At 28.7% G+C, this 17,668-nt stretch carries 18 protein-coding genes; 11 read left to right on the plus strand and 7 right to left on the minus strand.

What is annotated here, in order from left to right; genetic code table 11:
• The first annotated feature begins 82 nt into the window (after positions 1-82).
• Genes der through pflB form a run of 5 tightly spaced genes read left to right on the plus strand, consistent with a single transcriptional unit; the run spans position 83 to position 6,637 of the window.
• Positions 83-1,471 (plus strand): ribosome biogenesis GTPase Der, encoded by a 1,389-nt coding sequence (gene der, locus CQA69_RS03485; RefSeq protein ID WP_137620442.1) that lies wholly within the window; start codon positions 83-85, stop codon positions 1,469-1,471.
• Positions 1,458-1,952, plus strand: a complete 495-nt coding sequence (locus tag CQA69_RS03490; protein ID WP_246023110.1) for a shikimate kinase — start codon at positions 1,458-1,460, stop codon at positions 1,950-1,952. Before der ends, CQA69_RS03490 begins: the two co-directional genes overlap by 14 nt.
• Positions 1,949-2,908: a tryptophan--tRNA ligase gene (trpS, locus tag CQA69_RS03495; protein WP_137620444.1), complete on the plus strand. Its 960-nt coding sequence runs from the start codon at positions 1,949-1,951 to the stop codon at positions 2,906-2,908. The genes CQA69_RS03490 and trpS overlap by 4 nt, the downstream gene beginning before the upstream one ends.
• 9 nt (positions 2,909-2,917) lie before the next feature.
• A complete protein-coding gene (gene serS, locus CQA69_RS03500; RefSeq protein ID WP_137620445.1) occupies positions 2,918-4,153 on the plus strand; it encodes a serine--tRNA ligase in 1,236 nt (411 codons plus the stop codon).
• Positions 4,154-4,162: 9 nt separating this feature from the next.
• A complete protein-coding gene (gene pflB / locus CQA69_RS03505) occupies positions 4,163-6,637 on the plus strand; it encodes a motility protein PflB (RefSeq protein ID WP_137620446.1) in 2,475 nt (824 codons plus the stop codon).
• 36 nt (positions 6,638-6,673) lie between these two features.
• On the opposite strand, the gene CQA69_RS03510 is transcribed toward pflB, so the two are convergent.
• The 7 genes from CQA69_RS03510 to CQA69_RS03540 all read right to left on the minus strand — a co-directional run bounded on the left by CQA69_RS03510 (position 6,674) and on the right by CQA69_RS03540 (position 12,814).
• Positions 6,674-7,312 carry a hypothetical protein gene (locus CQA69_RS03510; RefSeq protein ID WP_137620447.1) on the minus strand — a complete coding sequence of 213 codons (639 nt, stop codon included), beginning with the start codon at positions 7,310-7,312 and terminating at the stop codon, positions 6,674-6,676.
• Between the two features lie 92 nt (positions 7,313-7,404).
• Entirely contained in the window at positions 7,405-8,847 is a 1,443-nt protein-coding gene (gene pyk / locus CQA69_RS03515) for a pyruvate kinase (RefSeq protein WP_137620448.1), read from the minus strand.
• Positions 8,848-8,881: 34 nt separating this feature from the next.
• Positions 8,882-10,228 carry an FAD-dependent oxidoreductase gene (locus CQA69_RS03520; protein ID WP_137620449.1) on the minus strand — a complete coding sequence of 449 codons (1,347 nt, stop codon included), beginning with the start codon at positions 10,226-10,228 and terminating at the stop codon, positions 8,882-8,884.
• A 112-nt stretch (positions 10,229-10,340) separates the two neighbouring features.
• Positions 10,341-10,970, minus strand: coding sequence for a type III pantothenate kinase (locus tag CQA69_RS03525; protein WP_137620450.1), 630 nt, complete (start codon positions 10,968-10,970; stop codon positions 10,341-10,343).
• Entirely contained in the window at positions 10,957-11,244 is a 288-nt protein-coding gene (locus CQA69_RS03530) for a tram-like protein (protein WP_137620451.1), read from the minus strand. The genes CQA69_RS03525 and CQA69_RS03530 overlap by 14 nt, the downstream gene beginning before the upstream one ends.
• On the minus strand, positions 11,241-12,239 hold the full coding sequence (locus tag CQA69_RS03535) for a hypothetical protein (protein ID WP_137620452.1): 999 nt from the start codon (positions 12,237-12,239) through the stop codon (positions 11,241-11,243). The genes CQA69_RS03530 and CQA69_RS03535 overlap by 4 nt, the downstream gene beginning before the upstream one ends.
• Positions 12,236-12,814, minus strand: a complete 579-nt coding sequence (locus tag CQA69_RS03540; RefSeq protein WP_137620453.1) for a hypothetical protein — start codon at positions 12,812-12,814, stop codon at positions 12,236-12,238. The genes CQA69_RS03535 and CQA69_RS03540 overlap by 4 nt, the downstream gene beginning before the upstream one ends.
• A gap of 153 nt (positions 12,815-12,967) precedes the next feature.
• On the opposite strand from CQA69_RS03540, the gene gatC reads away from it, so the two are divergent.
• The 6 genes from gatC to CQA69_RS03570 all read left to right on the plus strand — a co-directional run bounded on the left by gatC (position 12,968) and on the right by CQA69_RS03570 (position 17,656).
• Positions 12,968-13,255, plus strand: a complete 288-nt coding sequence (gene gatC / locus CQA69_RS03545) for an Asp-tRNA(Asn)/Glu-tRNA(Gln) amidotransferase subunit GatC (RefSeq protein ID WP_137620454.1) — start codon at positions 12,968-12,970, stop codon at positions 13,253-13,255.
• 74 nt (positions 13,256-13,329) lie between these two features.
• Positions 13,330-13,890: a CvpA family protein gene (locus tag CQA69_RS03550; RefSeq protein ID WP_137620455.1), complete on the plus strand. Its 561-nt coding sequence runs from the start codon at positions 13,330-13,332 to the stop codon at positions 13,888-13,890.
• Between the two features lie 3 nt (positions 13,891-13,893).
• A complete protein-coding gene (locus CQA69_RS03555) occupies positions 13,894-14,364 on the plus strand; it encodes a Fur family transcriptional regulator (protein ID WP_137620456.1) in 471 nt (156 codons plus the stop codon).
• Positions 14,365-15,873, plus strand: a complete 1,509-nt coding sequence (gene lysS, locus CQA69_RS03560; RefSeq protein ID WP_137620457.1) for a lysine--tRNA ligase — start codon at positions 14,365-14,367, stop codon at positions 15,871-15,873.
• Positions 15,870-17,114 (plus strand): serine hydroxymethyltransferase, encoded by a 1,245-nt coding sequence (locus CQA69_RS03565; protein WP_137620458.1) that lies wholly within the window; start codon positions 15,870-15,872, stop codon positions 17,112-17,114. The genes lysS and CQA69_RS03565 overlap by 4 nt, the downstream gene beginning before the upstream one ends.
• Positions 17,111-17,656, plus strand: a complete 546-nt coding sequence (locus CQA69_RS03570) for a DUF1882 domain-containing protein (protein ID WP_137620459.1) — start codon at positions 17,111-17,113, stop codon at positions 17,654-17,656. The genes CQA69_RS03565 and CQA69_RS03570 overlap by 4 nt, the downstream gene beginning before the upstream one ends.
• The last annotated feature ends 12 nt before the right edge of the window (positions 17,657-17,668 follow it).

Here is a 17,668-nt window from a genome sequence, read left to right on the forward strand (position 1 = left end):
TGATTAATTCTAGTCTTTTTTGCTTAATATTAAGGCAAATTTTATATAATTTTTCTTAAAAATAAAATTTTTTAGGAAAGAAATGCAAAGTATTATACTTGTAGGTAAACCTAATGTTGGCAAATCAAGTCTTTTTAATAGAATGGCAAAAAAAAGAATAGCAATTACAAGTGAAATTTCAGGTACAACTAGAGATACAAATAAAACAGAGGTTGATATCGGTTCTAAAAAAGCTTTTATTATTGATAGTGGTGGTCTTGATGAGAGTGATGAGCTTTTTAAAAATGTTAAAAAAAATACTTTAAAAGTTGCTAAAGAAAGTGATATTATTCTTTACTTAGTTGATGGAAAATTAACTCTTGATGAAGAAGATAGAAGTTTTTTTTATTCTCTAAAAAAATTAAATAAACCTATAGCTTTGGTTATTAATAAAGTGGATAATAAAAAAGATGAGGAAAGAGCTTGGGAATTTATAAATTTTGGAGTAAAAGAAATTTTTAATATTTCTGTAACACACAATATTGGACTTGATGAGCTTTATGACTGGTTGGAGCAATTTTTAAATGAAACTAGCTTGGTTCCTGATGAAGAGCAAGATTTAGAAGATTTTTTAGAGCATTATGATGAAAACAAACAAGAATTGCAATTTAAAGAGATAGATCAAAATCATATTAGAGTAGGGATTGTAGGTCGTGTTAATGTTGGAAAATCAAGCCTTTTAAATGCTTTAGTCAAACAAGAACGTAGCGTCGTTAGTAGTATAGCTGGAACTACAATCGATCCTGTAAATGAAGCTATAACTCATCAAGATAAAACAATAGAATTTGTAGATACTGCAGGTATTAGAAAACGTGGAAAAATTCAAGGGTTAGAAAGATTTGCTTTAAATCGTACTGAAAAAATTTTGCAAAATTCTCAAATCGCACTTTTGGTTTTAGATGCAGATGAAGGCTTTAATGAACTTGATGAAAGAATAGCAGGGCTTATTGCAAAATATTATTTAGGTGTTATTATAGTTTTAAATAAATGGGATAAAAGTGAGCTTGATTTTGATAAAACGGTTAAGGAATTAAAACTTGATCGTTTTAAATTTTTAGCCCATGCGCCTATTGTTAGTGTTTCAGCTTTAAGTGGTAAGAGAGTGCATGTAATACTTGATAAAATTTTACAAGTTTTTGAAAATTTCATACAAAAAATCCCAACTTCAAAACTTAATAATTTGATCGAAAGCGCAACCAAAGCACACCCATTGCCACATGATTATGGAAAATTGGTTAAAATTTATTATGCTGTGCAATATGATGTTGCCCCTCCAAAAATCGCTTTAATTATGAATCGCCCAAAAGCTTTGCATTTTAGTTATAAGCGTTATTTACAAAATAAAATAAGAAAAGAATTTGATTTTGAGGGAGTGCCTTTAATTATTGCTTCGCGCAAAAAGGGAAGCAAGGAAAATGATGAGAATGGATAATATTATTTTTATCGGTTTTATGGGATGCGGAAAGAGCACTATAGCTAGAGCATTGTCTGTAGAGTTAGACCGAATTTTTTTAGACAGCGATTTATTGATTGAGACGAAATTTAAGCAAAGTGTTAATGAAATTTTTAAAAATAAAGGCGAGTGTTTTTTTAGAGAACAAGAACAAAAATTAGCTGATTTTTTTATTTTTTGTCAAAATACTTGTATTGCAAGTGGTGGCGGTTTTATTAACGTAAAAAATTTGGAAAAAATTGGATCGAGTGTTTATTTAAGGGCTGATTTTGAGTATTTGAAAAAGCGTTTAAATAAAGATGAAATTACTAAAAGACCTTTATTTTTTGATGAAATTAAAGCAAAAAAGTTATATAATGAAAGAATAAAAATTTATGAAGATAAAGCTGATGTGATATTGGATATTGAAAATAAAAGTATTGATGAGCTTATAAGTGAATTAAAAAAGGTATTTAAATGAGAGTATTAACCGGAATTCAACCTAGTGGAGATTTGCATATAGGAAATTATTTTGGTGCGATCAAACAAATGATAGATGCGCAAAATACAAGTGAAATGTTTATATTTATTGCCAATTATCATGCTATGACTTCTTTACAAAATGGGGAAAAATTGAAAGAAAATTCGCTTAAAGCCGCGGCTGCTTTTTTAAGCCTTGGTATTGATCCTGAAAAAAGTGTATTTTGGTTACAAAGCGATGTGAAAGAAGTGATGGAGCTTTATTGGATTTTATCACAATTTACCCCTATGGGTTTATTAGAGCGTGCGCATAGCTATAAAGATAAAATTGCGAAAGGACTAAGTGCTTCTCATGGACTTTTTTCTTATCCTGTTTTAATGGCAGCAGATATTTTACTTTTTGATACTCAACTTGTTCCTGTAGGCAAGGATCAAATTCAGCATGTAGAAATTGCACGTGATATTGCTTTAAAGATAAATAATGAGTGGGGAGAAATTTTTATTCTACCTGAAGCTAAAATCAACAAAGATCTTGCCGTTATTGTAGGGACTGATGGAGCTAAAATGAGTAAATCTTATAAAAACACTATAGATATTTTTAGCAATGAAAAAACTTTAAAAAAACAAATTTCATCTATAATAACCGATAGTACGCCTTTAGAAGAACCTAAAAATTCCGAAGAATGTAATGTTTTTAAAATAGCAAAGTTATTTTTAGATAAAGAAAGAGAAAAAGATTTACAAGATCGTTACCTAAAAGGAGGTGAAGGCTACGGGCATTTTAAAGCATATTTAAATGAACTCATTAATGATTATTTTCAAGATGCAAGGCAAAAATATAATGAATTTTTAGAAAAACCTTCGTATTTGAAAGAAATTTTAAATTTTGGTGCTAATAAGGCCAAAAATATAGCCCGAGAAAAAATGCAAAAAATTTATGATAAAATAGGCTTATAAGGAGTAAGAATGCTAGATTTAAAAAATTTACAAAATAATTTTGATGAGGTGGCTAAAAAGCTAAAAAATAAAAAGGTAGATGAAAATTTACTCAAACAACTTGCTGAAATTTTTATTGAATTGAAAAAGGAAAAAACTGCTTTAGAAGAATTGCAAGCCTTTCAAAATAAATTCAGTAAAGAGCTTGTTAATGCTCAAGATAAAGAAGATTTAAAAGTAAAACTAAGCGAAAATAAAAATAAAATCAATGAGCAAAATCAAAAAGTTAATATTTTAGAGGATAAACTTGAAAATATTGCACATAGTATTCCAAATATTCCTGATAATATTGTCCCTATAGGTGAAGATGAAGATGAAAATGTTGAGATAAAAAAAGTTCTTACACCGCCTAATTTTGATTTTGAGCCAAAAGAACACCATGATTTAGGTGAAAATTTGGATTGGCTTGATTTTGTTAGAGGGGTTAAAATTTCTGAAAGCCGTTTTTGTGTGCTTAAGAACGAAGGAGCTTTATTAAGCCGAGCTTTGGTAAATTATATGATAGACTTTAATAGAAGCAGAGGATTTAACTTTGTAAATGTGCCTTATTTGGTTAATAGTGCTACTATGTTTGGAACAGGACAATTGCCAAAATTTAAAGACGATATGTATAAAGTGGAAGATGAAGATTTGTATCTTATTTCAACTTCTGAAATTCCAGTAACCAATCTTTATAGTGGAGAAATTTTAGCAAGTGAAAATTTACCGATTAAAATGACTTGTTATAGTGCTTGTTTTAGAAAAGAAGCAGGTAGTGCAGGGCGTGATACTAGAGGAATTATCCGTCAACATCAATTTGAAAAAGTAGAACTTGTTAGTATTACAAAACCTGAACAGAGTGATAGTGTGTTTAATGAAATGGTTGAATGTGCCAGCGATTTGTTAAGTTCTTTAGGATTGGCTCATAGACATTTAATGCTTTGTACCGGAGATTTGGGTTTTAGTGCTGCAAAAACAATTGATCTTGAAGTTTGGATTCCTTCTCAAAATAAATATCGTGAAATTAGCTCTGTTTCAAATTGTCGCGATTTTCAAGCAAGACGTGCTAAAATTCGCTATAAAAACGATCAGGGTAAAAACGAATTAGTCCATACTTTAAATGGCTCTTCATTGGCTGTAGGTAGAACTTTGGTTGCAATAATGGAAAATTATCAAGATAGAGATGGAAAAATCATCATTCCTGATGTTTTAAGAAAATATTTTTAGAGAAAATAAATGGCTGAAAAAGAAGATATTGTATTAGAAGAATCCGAAGATAATTTAAATAAGGAAAGACTTGATGAGAGTTTAGGTGATTTTAAGGGTCAAGAAGGACAAGCCCCTGAAGACGAAGAATTTTTATCATTATCAGAAGAATCTTCTAGCGAAAATAGTGATACCGGTTTTAACTTTACTCGAGAGAGTGCTCCTGAAGATACTCCGCCTCCTACCGATGAAGAGGTTAAAGATAAGGAACAATTTATCCCTTGGTATAAAGATAGAAAATTTATCTCGCTTGTAGGCGCATCTACTTTCTTAATTTGTATTTTGGTATTTACTCTTTTTTATTTAATTTTTAGTGAAGGAAATATAAAACCCGATATTATTGCTTCAAAACCTGTAGAGCAACCTGATATTGTTCCAGATGAATCCTATAAATATAATCATGATATGTCAAAAATTGATGAGATGATACAAAAGGCTAATGCACTTTATTTTAGAGGAGAAATTGATCAGGCTTTAAGAATTTATAAACAAGTTGCTATTTATAATGAGTCTTTATCAAATTACAATCTAGGTGTTTCTCAAATGAATGAGGGAAAGCTCAATGAAGCGTTTGAAAGTTTTAAAAAAGCCATAGCAAGTGGAGAAAATCAAAGTGTATCGGCTATAAATGCTGCAGTTTGTGCTTTAAAGCTTGGCGATAAAGAAAAATTTAAATATTACATAGATTTGGCAGAAGTTTATCTCTCAAAAGAAGGAAAATCTAAATTATACAATTATTATTTAGCTTTGATAGATTATTATAAAGGATATTATCCAGAAGCTTTACAAATGTTTCAACAAGTCAATATTGAACCTTACATAGATACAGCTAAGTACTTATCAGCTAAAATCTATGCAAAAATGGATTTTGATGCAAAGGCAGTGCAGCAATTAAATACACAAGGGAATTTTGAATCAAGTCTTTCTTTAGGTCTTTTATATGCTAGAATGGGAGAATATGATAAAGCTAAAACTTTTTTAAATACAGCTATGAAAATTGAAAGAGATTTTAATCAAAGCTTGGCTGCCTTAACTTTAGTGGATATAAAAACGGGCGATTATCAAAATATGCTTACGCGTTTGCAAAATATATATAAAAATAATGATGAAAATAAATATAAAGTTCTGGGTACATATAAGATTAAGACACGTTTAAATAAGAATTTATTTGATATTTCTATAGCACAGAATAATTTTTCTAAAGATATACTAAAAAAAACCAAAAATCAATTTGATTTGCTTTTTTATTATGCTCCTTATCAAGTATTTGATTCTAAACAGGCATCACTTTATATAGAAAAAGCTAATATTGTAGATTTTATTGATGATGGTGCAAATTCTAAAAATTATTTAACTATAAGCAAAACTTTATCTTCTACTAATATTAAAATCGCCAATGTTATTAATCATGCACTTAATCAGCAGTTAAGACTTGCAAATGAAGAATTTCAAAATTTATTAAATAGCTATCCAGAACATAGTATTTTGCAGTATAACTTAGCTTTAACTTATGCGCAAATGCAAAATTATGAGCTCGCTTATAAATATTTTTCTAGTTCTTATCATCTAAATCCTAAAAATTATTTAGCGGGTGTATTTGCAATGTTGTGTGGTAAATTAAGTGATTTGGATACAACTAAACTTTATAATGAGATTCTTGAAAATATGAGTGCTGATACTAATTCTAATACCATGCAAAAGAGTATGTTATTTTTAGCTAATAGTGATTATGTTTCTATGTTGCCTTATTTAGATGAAAGTAATAAAAAAGAAACGCCATTAAGTCTTATTTTTGAAGCTATTATTGCTAAAAACAATAATCTTAATAATCAAGTAGATGTAAAAATTGCTAAATTAAGATCAGAGTTGCCGCAAGATATTGTTGCAAATATTTTATATTTTAACTCTTTAAATTCAAATTTTAATATTAAAGAATATGCGCAAAATGCACAAATTCATTTTAAAAATTTAAAAATTGATTATCGGAATGTTTTTGGAGGACCTAATATTGCAAGGGAGCTGTACGTTAGTTTAATGCACATTTCAGGACTTTTAAATTTGGAAAGAAATAAATTTAAAGAATTGATGAATACTTCAAAATTTAAGAGTGAAGGCGTTATTCAAACTCTAGCGTATTTGGACATATTTGCACAACAATATCAAGAGTCTTATGCACTTTATAATGTATTAATTGATGATTTAAAAATTAAAGATAGTAGAACTTTATTTTTAGCTGCAGTAGCTGCTATAGGAGCAAATAATCCAAATTCAGCTATAGCACTTCTTCAACTTTCAAAATTTAGCGATAAAAATAATAAAGAAAGTAAAGCTGCATTAGGTTTGCTTTATCAAGAAGTACAAAATTATGAAGCTGCAATGTCACAGTACAAAACCTTACCTAATGATTTTAAGAGTGAATTTTTTACCTTTGATATTAAAGATTAAAATTAAAGATGTTTGGAAAAAACCAAACATCTTTAATTAGGCTTGAAGATCTAAAGTCTTCCCTCCAAGTTCATCGATACGATCGGTAACTTTTTTGATTGCCGCCTCCATAGTATCTTGGCTGATTTGAGGAAGCTTGTCACCCCACATTTTTTCTGCTTGCTCAAAACCTTTTTTTATACCCTCAAGTCCTTCTTTGAGTTTGTCAACATCATTTCCAGCACCATTGATTACAAAATCAGCAATACGATTTGCTGTATTTTCAATACCGAAAAATCCGTCTTCGCTTACAAGCTGCTTTAGCTCATCAGCGTTCATAGAAAGTGGATTTTTACCACTATAACCTAAAGATGCAAAATCAATATTTGAGAGAATGGACTCAGCAGTATTTAAATCACCTCCACCTAAAAGCGCATTAATTCCAGCTTGAGCACTGCTTGTTCCAAAAACTGTATTCATGGTCTGTTGCTGAAATTGCACTAGATAAAGTTGAGTAATACCTTTTCCTCCAAGTGCGTTTAATTTTTCAAGAGTATTTTTGTTTATATCTTTACTTGAATTCGCACTTTGGACATTTGTATCTTTCGTATTTTTTTTAGCATCTTCATCTGCCTTTTTATTGCTAACTTGTGTTTGCGTCATGCTAGCGATATTTGAATAAGCATTCACTTGCATCTTAGCTCCTTTATTGTGAGGTTACTTTTTATATCGGTTTTTTTAAATAAAATTTTATATTTTAATATATTTTTTAATTAATTCTTTTAAAATTATTTTAAATAATAAGATATTTGCTCTTTTTCTAGTATTCTTATAAGATTACTTGTTCCTTCAATTCCTGTTGGAAAACCTGCAGTGAGTAAATAGCATTTATCTTCTTTAATAAAACCTTTTTCTACAGCCGATTTTACTGCATCTTTTAATAATTCTGTTAAAGCGCTACTTTTATTGATCAAAATAGCAGGATTAACTCCCCAAACTATACTTAAAGAATTAAGAGTTTTTTCAGAATGACCAACAGCTATAATTTCCATATTGGGTCGATATCTTGAAATTTTTAGTGCGGATTTACCACTACTCGTAAGAGAAAAAATCGCACTGGTGTTTAAATTATTGGCAAGATTAGCTGAAGAACGCATAACTTTATCTGTATTGTCTAGATTTTCAAAATCGTTAAATTTATTGTAAGGATAATGTTTTTCAGTTTCTATAATAGTTTGACACATTATATCAACCGCATTAGCGGGATCTATACCTACAGCACTTTCTTCACTAAGCATAACTGCATCACTGCCATCTAATACTGCATTGGCAACGTCGGAAATCTCAGCCCTTGTTGCGGTTTTGCTTTTTGCAAGAGAAAAAAGCATTTGTGTAGCTGTAATAACAGGTTTGGAAGCATTATTAGCCTTATGAATAATTTCTTTTTGGATATTAGGAACTTTATAGTAAGGCACTTCTATGCCTAAATCTCCACGTGCAACCATAATACCATCACTTGAGGCTATAATTTCATCTATATTTTCAACCGCATCAAATTTTTCTATTTTAGCAAAAATAGCTATTTTTGCATTGTTTTTTATAAGAATTTCACGCACTTGATTGATATCATGAGCATTTTGTACAAAAGAAATGGCAAGAAAGTCGACTTCATTTTGTATCCCCCAAATTAAATCATCCCTATCTTTTTTAGTAATTACATCTATGTTAATCTTAGTGTTTGGAAAATTAATACCTTTATTTGAATTTAAAAAACCATCATTTTCGATAACGGTTTCAATTTTTTCAGAATCAATAGCAGTTACTTTAGCTCGAATAGATCCATCGTATAAATATATATATTCGTCAAGCTTAAGCATATTTAAGATTTCACTTTGATTGATGCTGATTTTATAGTGATTGTTTGTGATTTGCTCCCCTATAATTTTTTCACGATAAAAGTCAAGCTTATCATTCTTTTTAAGTTCAAAGGGAGTTTTTAGCTCTCCTGTGCGAATTTTAGGACCACTAATATCTTGCAAAATTCCTATGCGGACATTCAGTTCTTTTGCAACTTTTCGTATGGATTCAAGATTATTTTTATGGTATTCATGAGTTCCATGAGAAAAATTTAAACGAAAAACATTTACACCGTTAATAATCATTTGACGCAAAACATCTTCTTTTTCACTTGCTGGCCCAACTGTAGCTACGATTTTTGTTTTTTTTAGCATAAATAAAATCCTTTTTATTATTCTATTTTAAAAATTATAGTAACTCAGAAGTAAATTTATTTTCATCAAATTTAGCTCCTAAATATTCGCATATTAATTTTACATCTCGTTCAGCATTTCCTAAACAACTTGTTGCACCTGGACTTGGAGTCATATTAAAAATAATACCAGGAATTTCAGCAATACTTGCTTCTCCTAGCATTAATTCCCCCTTTGTTTTATCAATGACTTGAGGACGAACTCCTCCAAAACCTTTTGCATAATAAATATCACTAGCTTTTAAACTCGGAACTATTTTTTTAGCATCTTTAATAAATAATTTTTTATTAATAAAAGGTAGTTCAAAGAGGTAATTATAGAGTATATAGTTTCTAATTGTTGAGTCTTTAAACATATTTAATGTCACCTTTAATACTGTACTATCAAATCTTAAAGCTTCGAAAAATTCAGGAACAGATTTTAATCCATGATAACGTTCTAATTTCGGAATAACTAACGCTGTAGGTCCAAAACGCGTATTCATATTTGCAAGTAAATCAGGATCTCCGTGTAATGCAGCAAATGGCAATTTTGGGTTTTGAACCATATAAACTTTACCATTAAGCAATTTTTGTTTTGTAAGATAAAAACTACCTGCAACAGGCCAACAAGATTTGTCTAAACCTAAATTCATTTTATGAGCTAAATACAAAGAATGCGCACCAGCATTTACGACTATAGCTTTTGCATAATATTCTTTATAATTATTTGTTCTTACAATAAAAATATCTCCTTTTTTTTCAATATAGGTAACCTCTTGATTAAAAGCTATAAAGGTATTTTTATTTTGTAATTGGGCTTGTTCAACTAGACTTATACTCATTTTTTCAAAGTCAACAGTAGTAAAAACTTCTCCAGATTCAACACCCATAGCACAAATATTTTCAAGTCTATCATTAATTCCATCTTCTCCAATGACTACTTTCGGTTCAATGTGCTTAATTTTTTCTTTATCAAAAAATTTTACATAAGGATAAAGATCTTTAAATTCTTCATAACGCTTTTTCATATAATCACATTCAATATCACCAACCGCTAAGGCTATTTTTTGATGAGAAAACATAAAACGATTTTGTGCATTTTGCAAAATTCCATATTTTATAATCATATCTGCAGTTCTTTTAACTTTTTTTGCTTTTTCTAAAGTATAGTTGGTTTCAATATCTCCACAGTGTATAGTTTGAGAATTGCTCGTTCCTCTAGAATTTAAAGTTGCAGGGGAATTGTATTTTTCTATCAAAGCAATATTCTTGATATCTGTATATCTTGCAAATTCATAAAATAAAGCAGATCCGGAAATCCCAGCCCCGATGATTAGAACATCGAATTGTTTTTGAGACATTATTTTTCCTTTTTTAAAAATAAAACTATTAATTAAAGTTTAGTCGAATTTATTTTATAAAAAGTTAAAATTTTCCAAATTTAATATATTGAGTGAGAATTTTTGTAACATTTTAGAGTAATAAATTAGGATTTTCCTGTATGATTTTTTTCATTCCTCTAAAAATAAGGAGTTTATCATAAATCGCATTTTCAAAATAATTGGCTAAAAATTGCCCATCCCCTCCTGTGAAATAAAGTTTTTTATTTTGTGCAGCATCTTTTATAAGCAAATAAATGCTTTTAAAAACACCATAGCTTAAAGCATCGCTTGTTTTTTGAGGAAAAGCATCAAAACTGATTTGAGTGTTGAATTCATATTTTAATCTAGGTGAAATGTGAGTATAAATTTTTTTAAAGTTAGCAATTCCAGGCAAAATAAAACCACCTAAATGTATAGAATTTGAAATTATATCTACAGTAATAGCACTACCAGCATCTACAATCACTCCATCTTCTATTGTATAGCAAGCAGCAATACGGTCTATGCCTAAACCTTGATAAATAGTATCAAACATAAAAAAAGGCTCAAGATTGATAAAATTTTTTTGCAATTTTAAATGATTTTTTAAACTCTCATTGACATTAATATAGAAAATTTTTTGTTCGCTTTTAAATTCTAGAAATTGTTGTATGTTTAATGTATAGTATTTATGATTATCTAAGAAATTAGCATTAGAATTTCCAATATCACAAAGCAGCATAAATATTAAATCCTTTTTCTTTTAGATATAATTTTGCTTTGGAGCAAAGTGCACTTTTGGTAAAAAAGAATTTATGTTTTAATTCAAAATTATTTGCCAAATTATCTAAATATAGAGCATCTTTTTTAACAAATCTAGCTTTTCCTATATAGACAAAGAGTAAATTATTGTTGTCTATAGCACAAAGATAAGATCTTTTATTTGTTAAAGGTTTTAAATCAAATGGTTTTAAATTTAAATTTAAAATATTTATTGCTTCATTTAAAATATTCATAGTAGATCTAAAATTTTATTCCCAAAATAAAATTTACCATTTCCCATAAAAGAAATTTCTTCGGTAGCGTCCGAAAGTTTAAATACTTTTATATTTTTTAAATTCAAGTCACATTTTATCAAATAACCTGTTTTTTCAAAAGCATAAAGATGATCATTGTATAATGTTACTTTTGTAAATATAGCAAAATCAAATTTTTTTTCTTCTAGTTTTCTTAAATTATAATCAGTTTTTATAATGTTCCCGTCTTTTTCAAAAATAAAAATAGCATTATCACTAAGAGCAATATCTTTAATATCTGCATCCAAATAAATAGTTCTTGCCGGGTTTATAACTGCTATTCTTTTGGCAGTTACAGCTACTATTTTGTCATTTTTTATGCTTAGATTAATCACATTATTAAAAAAATTTTCCGCAGAAACGACTATATCTTTTATGATTTGGAAAGTATTTTTAGATAAAACTACAATTTTACCATCTAACGTAGGATAAAGGATTATATTATCTAAAAAAATTGGATTTGCAACCCGGCTATCTTGCGCAGGTGCAGGAGTTAAAGTTTTGTTAAATTCTATACCTAAAGAACGATTTGCAAAAATAATGCTATTATCCGCTAATACAAGAGCTAAATCATCGCCATTTAAAGCTATTCCTATTACGGCAGCATCGAATTTATAAGAATATATTTCTTCATGAGCACTACTATAAATTTTTAAATTTCCATTATTATCAGCTTCAACAAATTCCCCATCTTGATAGGCTAAAAGAACATAATTTTCATCAAGTTTAAAATTATCGACAATAGTGTTATTTTTTAAAATAGTTTCACCATTGTTTAGTTTAGCAGAAAACAAATTCCAATCAATTATCTTTGCTTTTAAATTGGCATTATGAGTTAATTCTCTATCAATATGTGTGGGTTCAAAATATTGTCTTTTTGTTCCACAAGCATAGATAAACAATAAGCAAAATAAAATTATAAAAAAATGTTTCATTGTGAAATACCTTGATAATGTTTAAGATTTTTAGCAATTTGATTTAAGCTGGAATTTTCATTAATTTGTGAAAGAAGCACATTGGCTTGTTTTATTTTTTTTTCTTTTAAAAGTTGATAAGCCTGAAAAATTTTATCGTAATCTTTTAAAAAAACTGATTTTTCGCCCAAAGAAGCATAAATAATATTTTTTAAAACAGAATTAATATCAGAATTGAATTTAAGAATTTCAATTTTATCTTTTAATTTTGTATTATTTGAATCTTGTGCAAATTCTTGTATAAGAAAGATTGTGTAAAGATTTATATTTTTTTGCTGAAGTTTATTCAAAAGATTTTGATCGTTTGGATTATTTAATAAACTTGTATAAATTTCATTGCTTTTTTTATTGTTATATTCGTTTATTTTAGTATTTATAAAGCTAATTATAAACCAAAGTAATAAAATTGCAATTAATAGGAATATATAAATTTTATATTTTTGTATAAATCTTTCGCTTTTTATGAAATTCTCTATAAATTTTTCTTCAGTGTTAAAACTAGTTTTTATAGCTTTGAAATCATCCTTTAGTCCCAAATTTTATCCTTTGAATTTTTTTACTTTCGAATATGAGATGTATTGTAACATAAAATTATAAATTTTATTTAGAGATACTCTAAATAATTTAAAGTTTTTTATGATATACTTGTCTAAATAATAATCATTAATTTAGAGTTAAAGGCTGTATTAATGCAAATAGATGAAAAATTATTAAGTAAGCTTGAAAAATTAGGTACTTTAAAAATTGCAGAAGAAAAAAGGGATGAGATGATTAAGGAATTGAGCGAAATTGTAAATTTTGTTGATAAGCTTAATGAATTAGATTTAAATTCTTCTCAAATTACAGTAAATACTATTGAAGGCGGAACGCCTTTTAGGGAAGATAAAGTGAATATGAGTAATATAGCACATGAGATTTTAAATCATTCTCCAAAAAGTAGCGAGCAATTTTTTATAGTTCCTAAAATTATAGAATGATTAATTGAACATTTAATATTTATTTTTAAAATTAATAAAATGTTCTAAGTTTATGTTAAGAAAGTGATTAAAATATGAATTTTTATTGGTTTGATGCTTTTATTTTAGGTTTCACTCTACTCTTAGGGCTTAAGGGTATTATTAATGGATTGATTAAAGAAGTTTTTGGACTCTTGGGAATTATTGGAGGTGTTTTTTTAGCATCGAAATATGCATTGGAAGCTTCCCAATTTATACAAAATACTTTTTATCAAATAGAAAATAAAAGTTTGGCAAATTTTGCAGGATTTTTAACTATTTTAATTATTTTTTGGATTATTTGCTTGTTGTTTGGTAATTTTCTTTCTAAATTGTTAAAAATGAGCGGTTTAGGATTTTTAGATCGCATTGGAGGATTTATTTTCGGCGGTATGAAAGTATTTTTAATCTTTGCTATTTTGATTTTTTGTATAGCAAAAATTGATTTTTTAAATAATAAACTCAATACTTTTGCTAAAGACAGTTATACTTTAAAATTACTCGAAGATACTGGTTCGTTTATTATGAATCAGCCTGTAGCAGAAAATAGTCTTCAGGAGGCAGGTCAAAATTTAAAAAGTATAACAAATGATCTGAATCACACTCAAGGAGAATAATTAATGCTAATTGAAAATGTAGAGTATGATGTGTTATTAGAAAGATTTAAAAAAATTTTAAGACAAGGTGGTCTTAAATATACAAAACAAAGGGAAATATTATTAAAAACATTATATCATAGTGATACTCATCATACTCCTGAAAGTTTGTATATGGAAATAAAACAAGTTGAGCCAAATTCGAACGTAGGAATTGCTACTGTCTATAGAACTTTAAATTTATTAGAAGAAGCAGAAATGGTAACTTCCATATCTTTTGGTTTGGCGGGAAAAAAGTATGAATTAGCTAATAAACCACATCATGATCATATGATTTGCAAAAATTGTGGTAAAATTATAGAGTTCGAAAATTCTGTAATTGAGCGACAACAAGCATTAATTGCTAAAGAATATAATTTTAAATTAACTGGGCATTTAATGCAGCTTTATGGAATTTGTGGTGATTGTAACCAAAAAATTAAGGTAAAAATTTAAATGTTTGATAATATTTTAGAACAGCAAAGAATAGACAAATCTAATGAATTTAAAAAAGCCGGTATCAATCCTTATCCACATTTTCTAAAAAAAGAGATGTCTTTATCGGATTTTAAAACTAAATTTTCATATATATTTGAAAGTGAAGCAAAGCGAGATGAAAATAGTTTCGGTATAGTTGCTGGACGTTTAAAATTGCTAAGGATAGCCGGAAAATCAATTTTTGCAAATATAGAAGATGAGAGTGCTAATTTACAAATTTACTTCAGTAAAGATAGTATTGGCGAAGAACAGTTTAATTTACTTAAAAAAAATCTTGAAGTAGGAGATATTGTTTTAACAACAGGTTTTCCTTTTGTAACAAAAACGGGTGAATTTAGCCTTCATGCAAATGAAGTAAAGCTTGCTACTAAGTCTATCGTCCCATTACCTGAAAAATACCATGGATTAACAGATATAGAACAACGATATCGCAAACGTTATGTTGATTTGATTATGAATTCGGAAGTAAGAAAAGATTTTTTAATTCGTTCAAAGGTTGTAAGTTTGATCCGTCGTTTTTTCGAAGATAAAGGATTTTTGGAAGTTGAAACACCTATGATGCATCCAATTGCTGGAGGAGCAAATGCTAAACCTTTTATTACATTCCACAATTCTTTAGGAGTTGAAAGATTTTTAAGAATTGCACCAGAACTTTATTTAAAAAGACTTATAGTTGGAGGTTTTGAAGCAGTTTTTGAAATTAATCGCTGTTTTAGAAATGAGGGTATGGATTTAACGCATAATCCAGAATTTACAACTATTGAGTTTTATTGGGCTTATCATAATTATAAAGATTTAATGGATCTTACTGAAGAACTTTTTGCCTTGCTGTTGGACAAATTAAATCTAGAGAAAATTATAGAATTTGATGGAAATAAAATTGATTTTTCAAAACCTTTTGAAAGAATTTCTTACAAAGAAGCTCTAAAAAAATATGGCGAACTAAGCGATGAAATTATAGAAAATAAAGAAAAAATCTTAACTAAATTAAAATTAGATGGATTTGAGGCTAATGAAAAATTAGATTTGGGACATTTACAAGCAGAATTATTTGATAATTATGTAGAAAGTAAATTAATTAATCCTACTTTTATTACAGATTTTCCTATTTCTATCAGTCCCCTTTCTCGTCGTAGTGATGAAAATCCTAATATAGCTGAAAGATTTGAATTATTTATTTGTGGAAGAGAATTAGCAAATGGTTTTAATGAACTTAACGATCCTTTAGATCAATATGAAAGATTTTTAAAACAAATAGAAGCAAAAAATGCAGGCGATGAAGAAGCGTGCGAAATGGATGAAGATTTTGTTAATGCTTTAGGCTATGGTATGCCTCCTACAGCAGGACAGGGCATAGGAATAGATAGATTGGTTATGTTACTAACCAATAAAAAATCTATTCGAGATGTTATTTTATTTCCAGCTATGAGACCATTAAAATCAGAATTAAAGGAGGGTAAAGAATGAGTTTAGAGTGTTTCGATCAAGAAGTTTTTAATTTAACAAATCAAGAACTAAAACGTCAGTGTGAAGGTCTTGAAATGATAGCAAGTGAAAATTTTACTTTACCTGAAGTTATGGAGGTTATGGGAAGTATATTAACAAACAAATATGCTGAAGGTTATCCAAATAAAAGGTATTATGGCGGTTGTGAAGTTGTTGATGAAATAGAAAATATAGCAATTGAAAGATGTAAAAAACTTTTTAAATGTAATTTTGCTAATGTCCAACCTAATTCAGGTTCTCAAGCCAATCAAGGTGTCTATGCAGCTCTTTTGAATCCAGGCGATAAAATTTTAGGAATGGATTTAAGCCATGGTGGACATTTGACTCATGGTGCAAAAGTTAGTTCATCGGGAAAGATATATGAGAGTTTTTTTTATGGAGTAGAGCTTGATGGGAGAATCAATTATGAAAAAGTTCGAGAAATAGCTCATATTGTAAAGCCAAAGCTTATAGTGTGTGGAGCTAGTGCTTATGCTCGATTTATTGATTTTGCTAAATTTAGAGAAATTGCTGATGAAGTAGGAGCTTATCTTTTTGCAGATATAGCACATATTGCAGGACTTGTTGTCGCAGGAGAACATCCAGATCCTTTTCCGCATGCTCATGTTGTAAGTTCTACTACTCATAAGACTTTGCGTGGGCCAAGAGGTGGTATTATAATGAGTAATGACGAGGAGATTGCTAAAAAAATAAATTCAGCAATTTTTCCAGGAATTCAAGGCGGTCCTTTAATGCATGTGATTGCTGCTAAGGCTGTAGGTTTTAAATTTAATCTTAGCGAAGAGTGGAAAATTTATGCAAAACAAGTAAGAAGCAATGCGCAAGTTTTAGCTAAGGTATTAATGGATAGAAAATATAAGCTTGTAAGCGATGGTACAGATAATCATCTTGTGTTAATGAGTTTCTTAGACCGTGATTTTAGTGGAAAAGATGCAGATATAGCATTAGGAAATTCAGGTATAACAGTAAATAAAAACACAGTTCCAGGTGAGATTAGAAGTCCATTTATAACTAGTGGATTAAGACTTGGAACCCCAGCTCTTACTGCTAGAGGTTTTAAAGAGAAAGAGATGGAAATTGTTGCAAATTATATTGCAGATATATTAGACGATATTAACAATGTTAATTTGCAAAAAGAAATTAAGCAAAAACTTCAAGTTCTTGCGAGTAATTTTATTATTTATGAAAAGGCTATGTTTTGATTTCACCTATGGATTTGTCATTAATTAAAATAATTGGTAGTCATTATTATGTAATGCAAAATAGAATTGTAAATAAAGTAACTCATAGAGGCCGTTTATTTTTTGATAAATTTGAAAGAGTCGATGCGCCTTTAAATTTAAATATTATAAGAGAACATGCTGCAAAAAAAATTATTGTAGCACATGATTTAATAACTAAAGACAATAAGGTTGAAAATATTGTTTTTGATTACAATGGTTTTAACGCCGAGAGATTTTATCATCGTGCTCAACTCATTTTGCGTGAAGAAGGTTTTATAAATTTTACCGCCTATAAAACAAAAACACCAGGACATTTACATTTGTATATCCATAAAGGCCATACGGCTTTAAATGAAGGTTATTCTTTAGCGTCAAAACTTTCAATGATGTTTGCAAGTAAAATGCCTGTGGAATGGAAAGTTTTTCCAAGTATGGATGTTCCAAGAGAATTTAATATTTTAGTTTTACCTTATGAGGTTTATCAAAAAGAACGAGGTAGTTCTTGGTCTAAGCATATGTAAAGAAAGGAAAAA

Origin of the sequence: Campylobacter estrildidarum, from assembly GCF_005406205.1 — a bacterium.
GTDB classification, from domain to species: domain Bacteria; phylum Campylobacterota; class Campylobacteria; order Campylobacterales; family Campylobacteraceae; genus Campylobacter_D; species Campylobacter_D estrildidarum.

Excerpts from the sequence above, each read along its gene's own strand:
- CQA69_RS03525 (WP_137620450.1), bottom strand. The coding sequence starts at position 10,970 with ATGCTGCTTTGTGATATTGGAAATTCTAATGCTAATTTCTTAGATAAT.
- CQA69_RS03490 (WP_246023110.1), top strand. The coding sequence starts at position 1,458 with ATGAGAATGGATAATATTATTTTTATCGGTTTTATGGGATGCGGAAAG.
- gatC (WP_137620454.1), top strand. The coding sequence starts at position 12,968 with ATGCAAATAGATGAAAAATTATTAAGTAAGCTTGAAAAATTAGGTACT.
- lysS (WP_137620457.1), top strand. The coding sequence starts at position 14,365 with ATGTTTGATAATATTTTAGAACAGCAAAGAATAGACAAATCTAATGAA.
- pyk (WP_137620448.1), bottom strand. The coding sequence starts at position 8,847 with ATGCTAAAAAAAACAAAAATCGTAGCTACAGTTGGGCCAGCAAGTGAA.
- CQA69_RS03520 (WP_137620449.1), bottom strand. The coding sequence starts at position 10,228 with ATGTCTCAAAAACAATTCGATGTTCTAATCATCGGGGCTGGGATTTCC.
- CQA69_RS03535 (WP_137620452.1), bottom strand. The coding sequence starts at position 12,239 with ATGAAACATTTTTTTATAATTTTATTTTGCTTATTGTTTATCTATGCT.
- CQA69_RS03555 (WP_137620456.1), top strand. The coding sequence starts at position 13,894 with ATGCTAATTGAAAATGTAGAGTATGATGTGTTATTAGAAAGATTTAAA.
- CQA69_RS03530 (WP_137620451.1), bottom strand. The coding sequence starts at position 11,244 with ATGAATATTTTAAATGAAGCAATAAATATTTTAAATTTAAATTTAAAA.
- CQA69_RS03550 (WP_137620455.1), top strand. The coding sequence starts at position 13,330 with ATGAATTTTTATTGGTTTGATGCTTTTATTTTAGGTTTCACTCTACTC.
- pflB (WP_137620446.1), top strand. The coding sequence starts at position 4,163 with ATGGCTGAAAAAGAAGATATTGTATTAGAAGAATCCGAAGATAATTTA.
- CQA69_RS03510 (WP_137620447.1), bottom strand. The coding sequence starts at position 7,312 with ATGCAAGTGAATGCTTATTCAAATATCGCTAGCATGACGCAAACACAA.
- trpS (WP_137620444.1), top strand. The coding sequence starts at position 1,949 with ATGAGAGTATTAACCGGAATTCAACCTAGTGGAGATTTGCATATAGGA.
- CQA69_RS03565 (WP_137620458.1), top strand. The coding sequence starts at position 15,870 with ATGAGTTTAGAGTGTTTCGATCAAGAAGTTTTTAATTTAACAAATCAA.
- der (WP_137620442.1), top strand. The coding sequence starts at position 83 with ATGCAAAGTATTATACTTGTAGGTAAACCTAATGTTGGCAAATCAAGT.
- serS (WP_137620445.1), top strand. The coding sequence starts at position 2,918 with ATGCTAGATTTAAAAAATTTACAAAATAATTTTGATGAGGTGGCTAAA.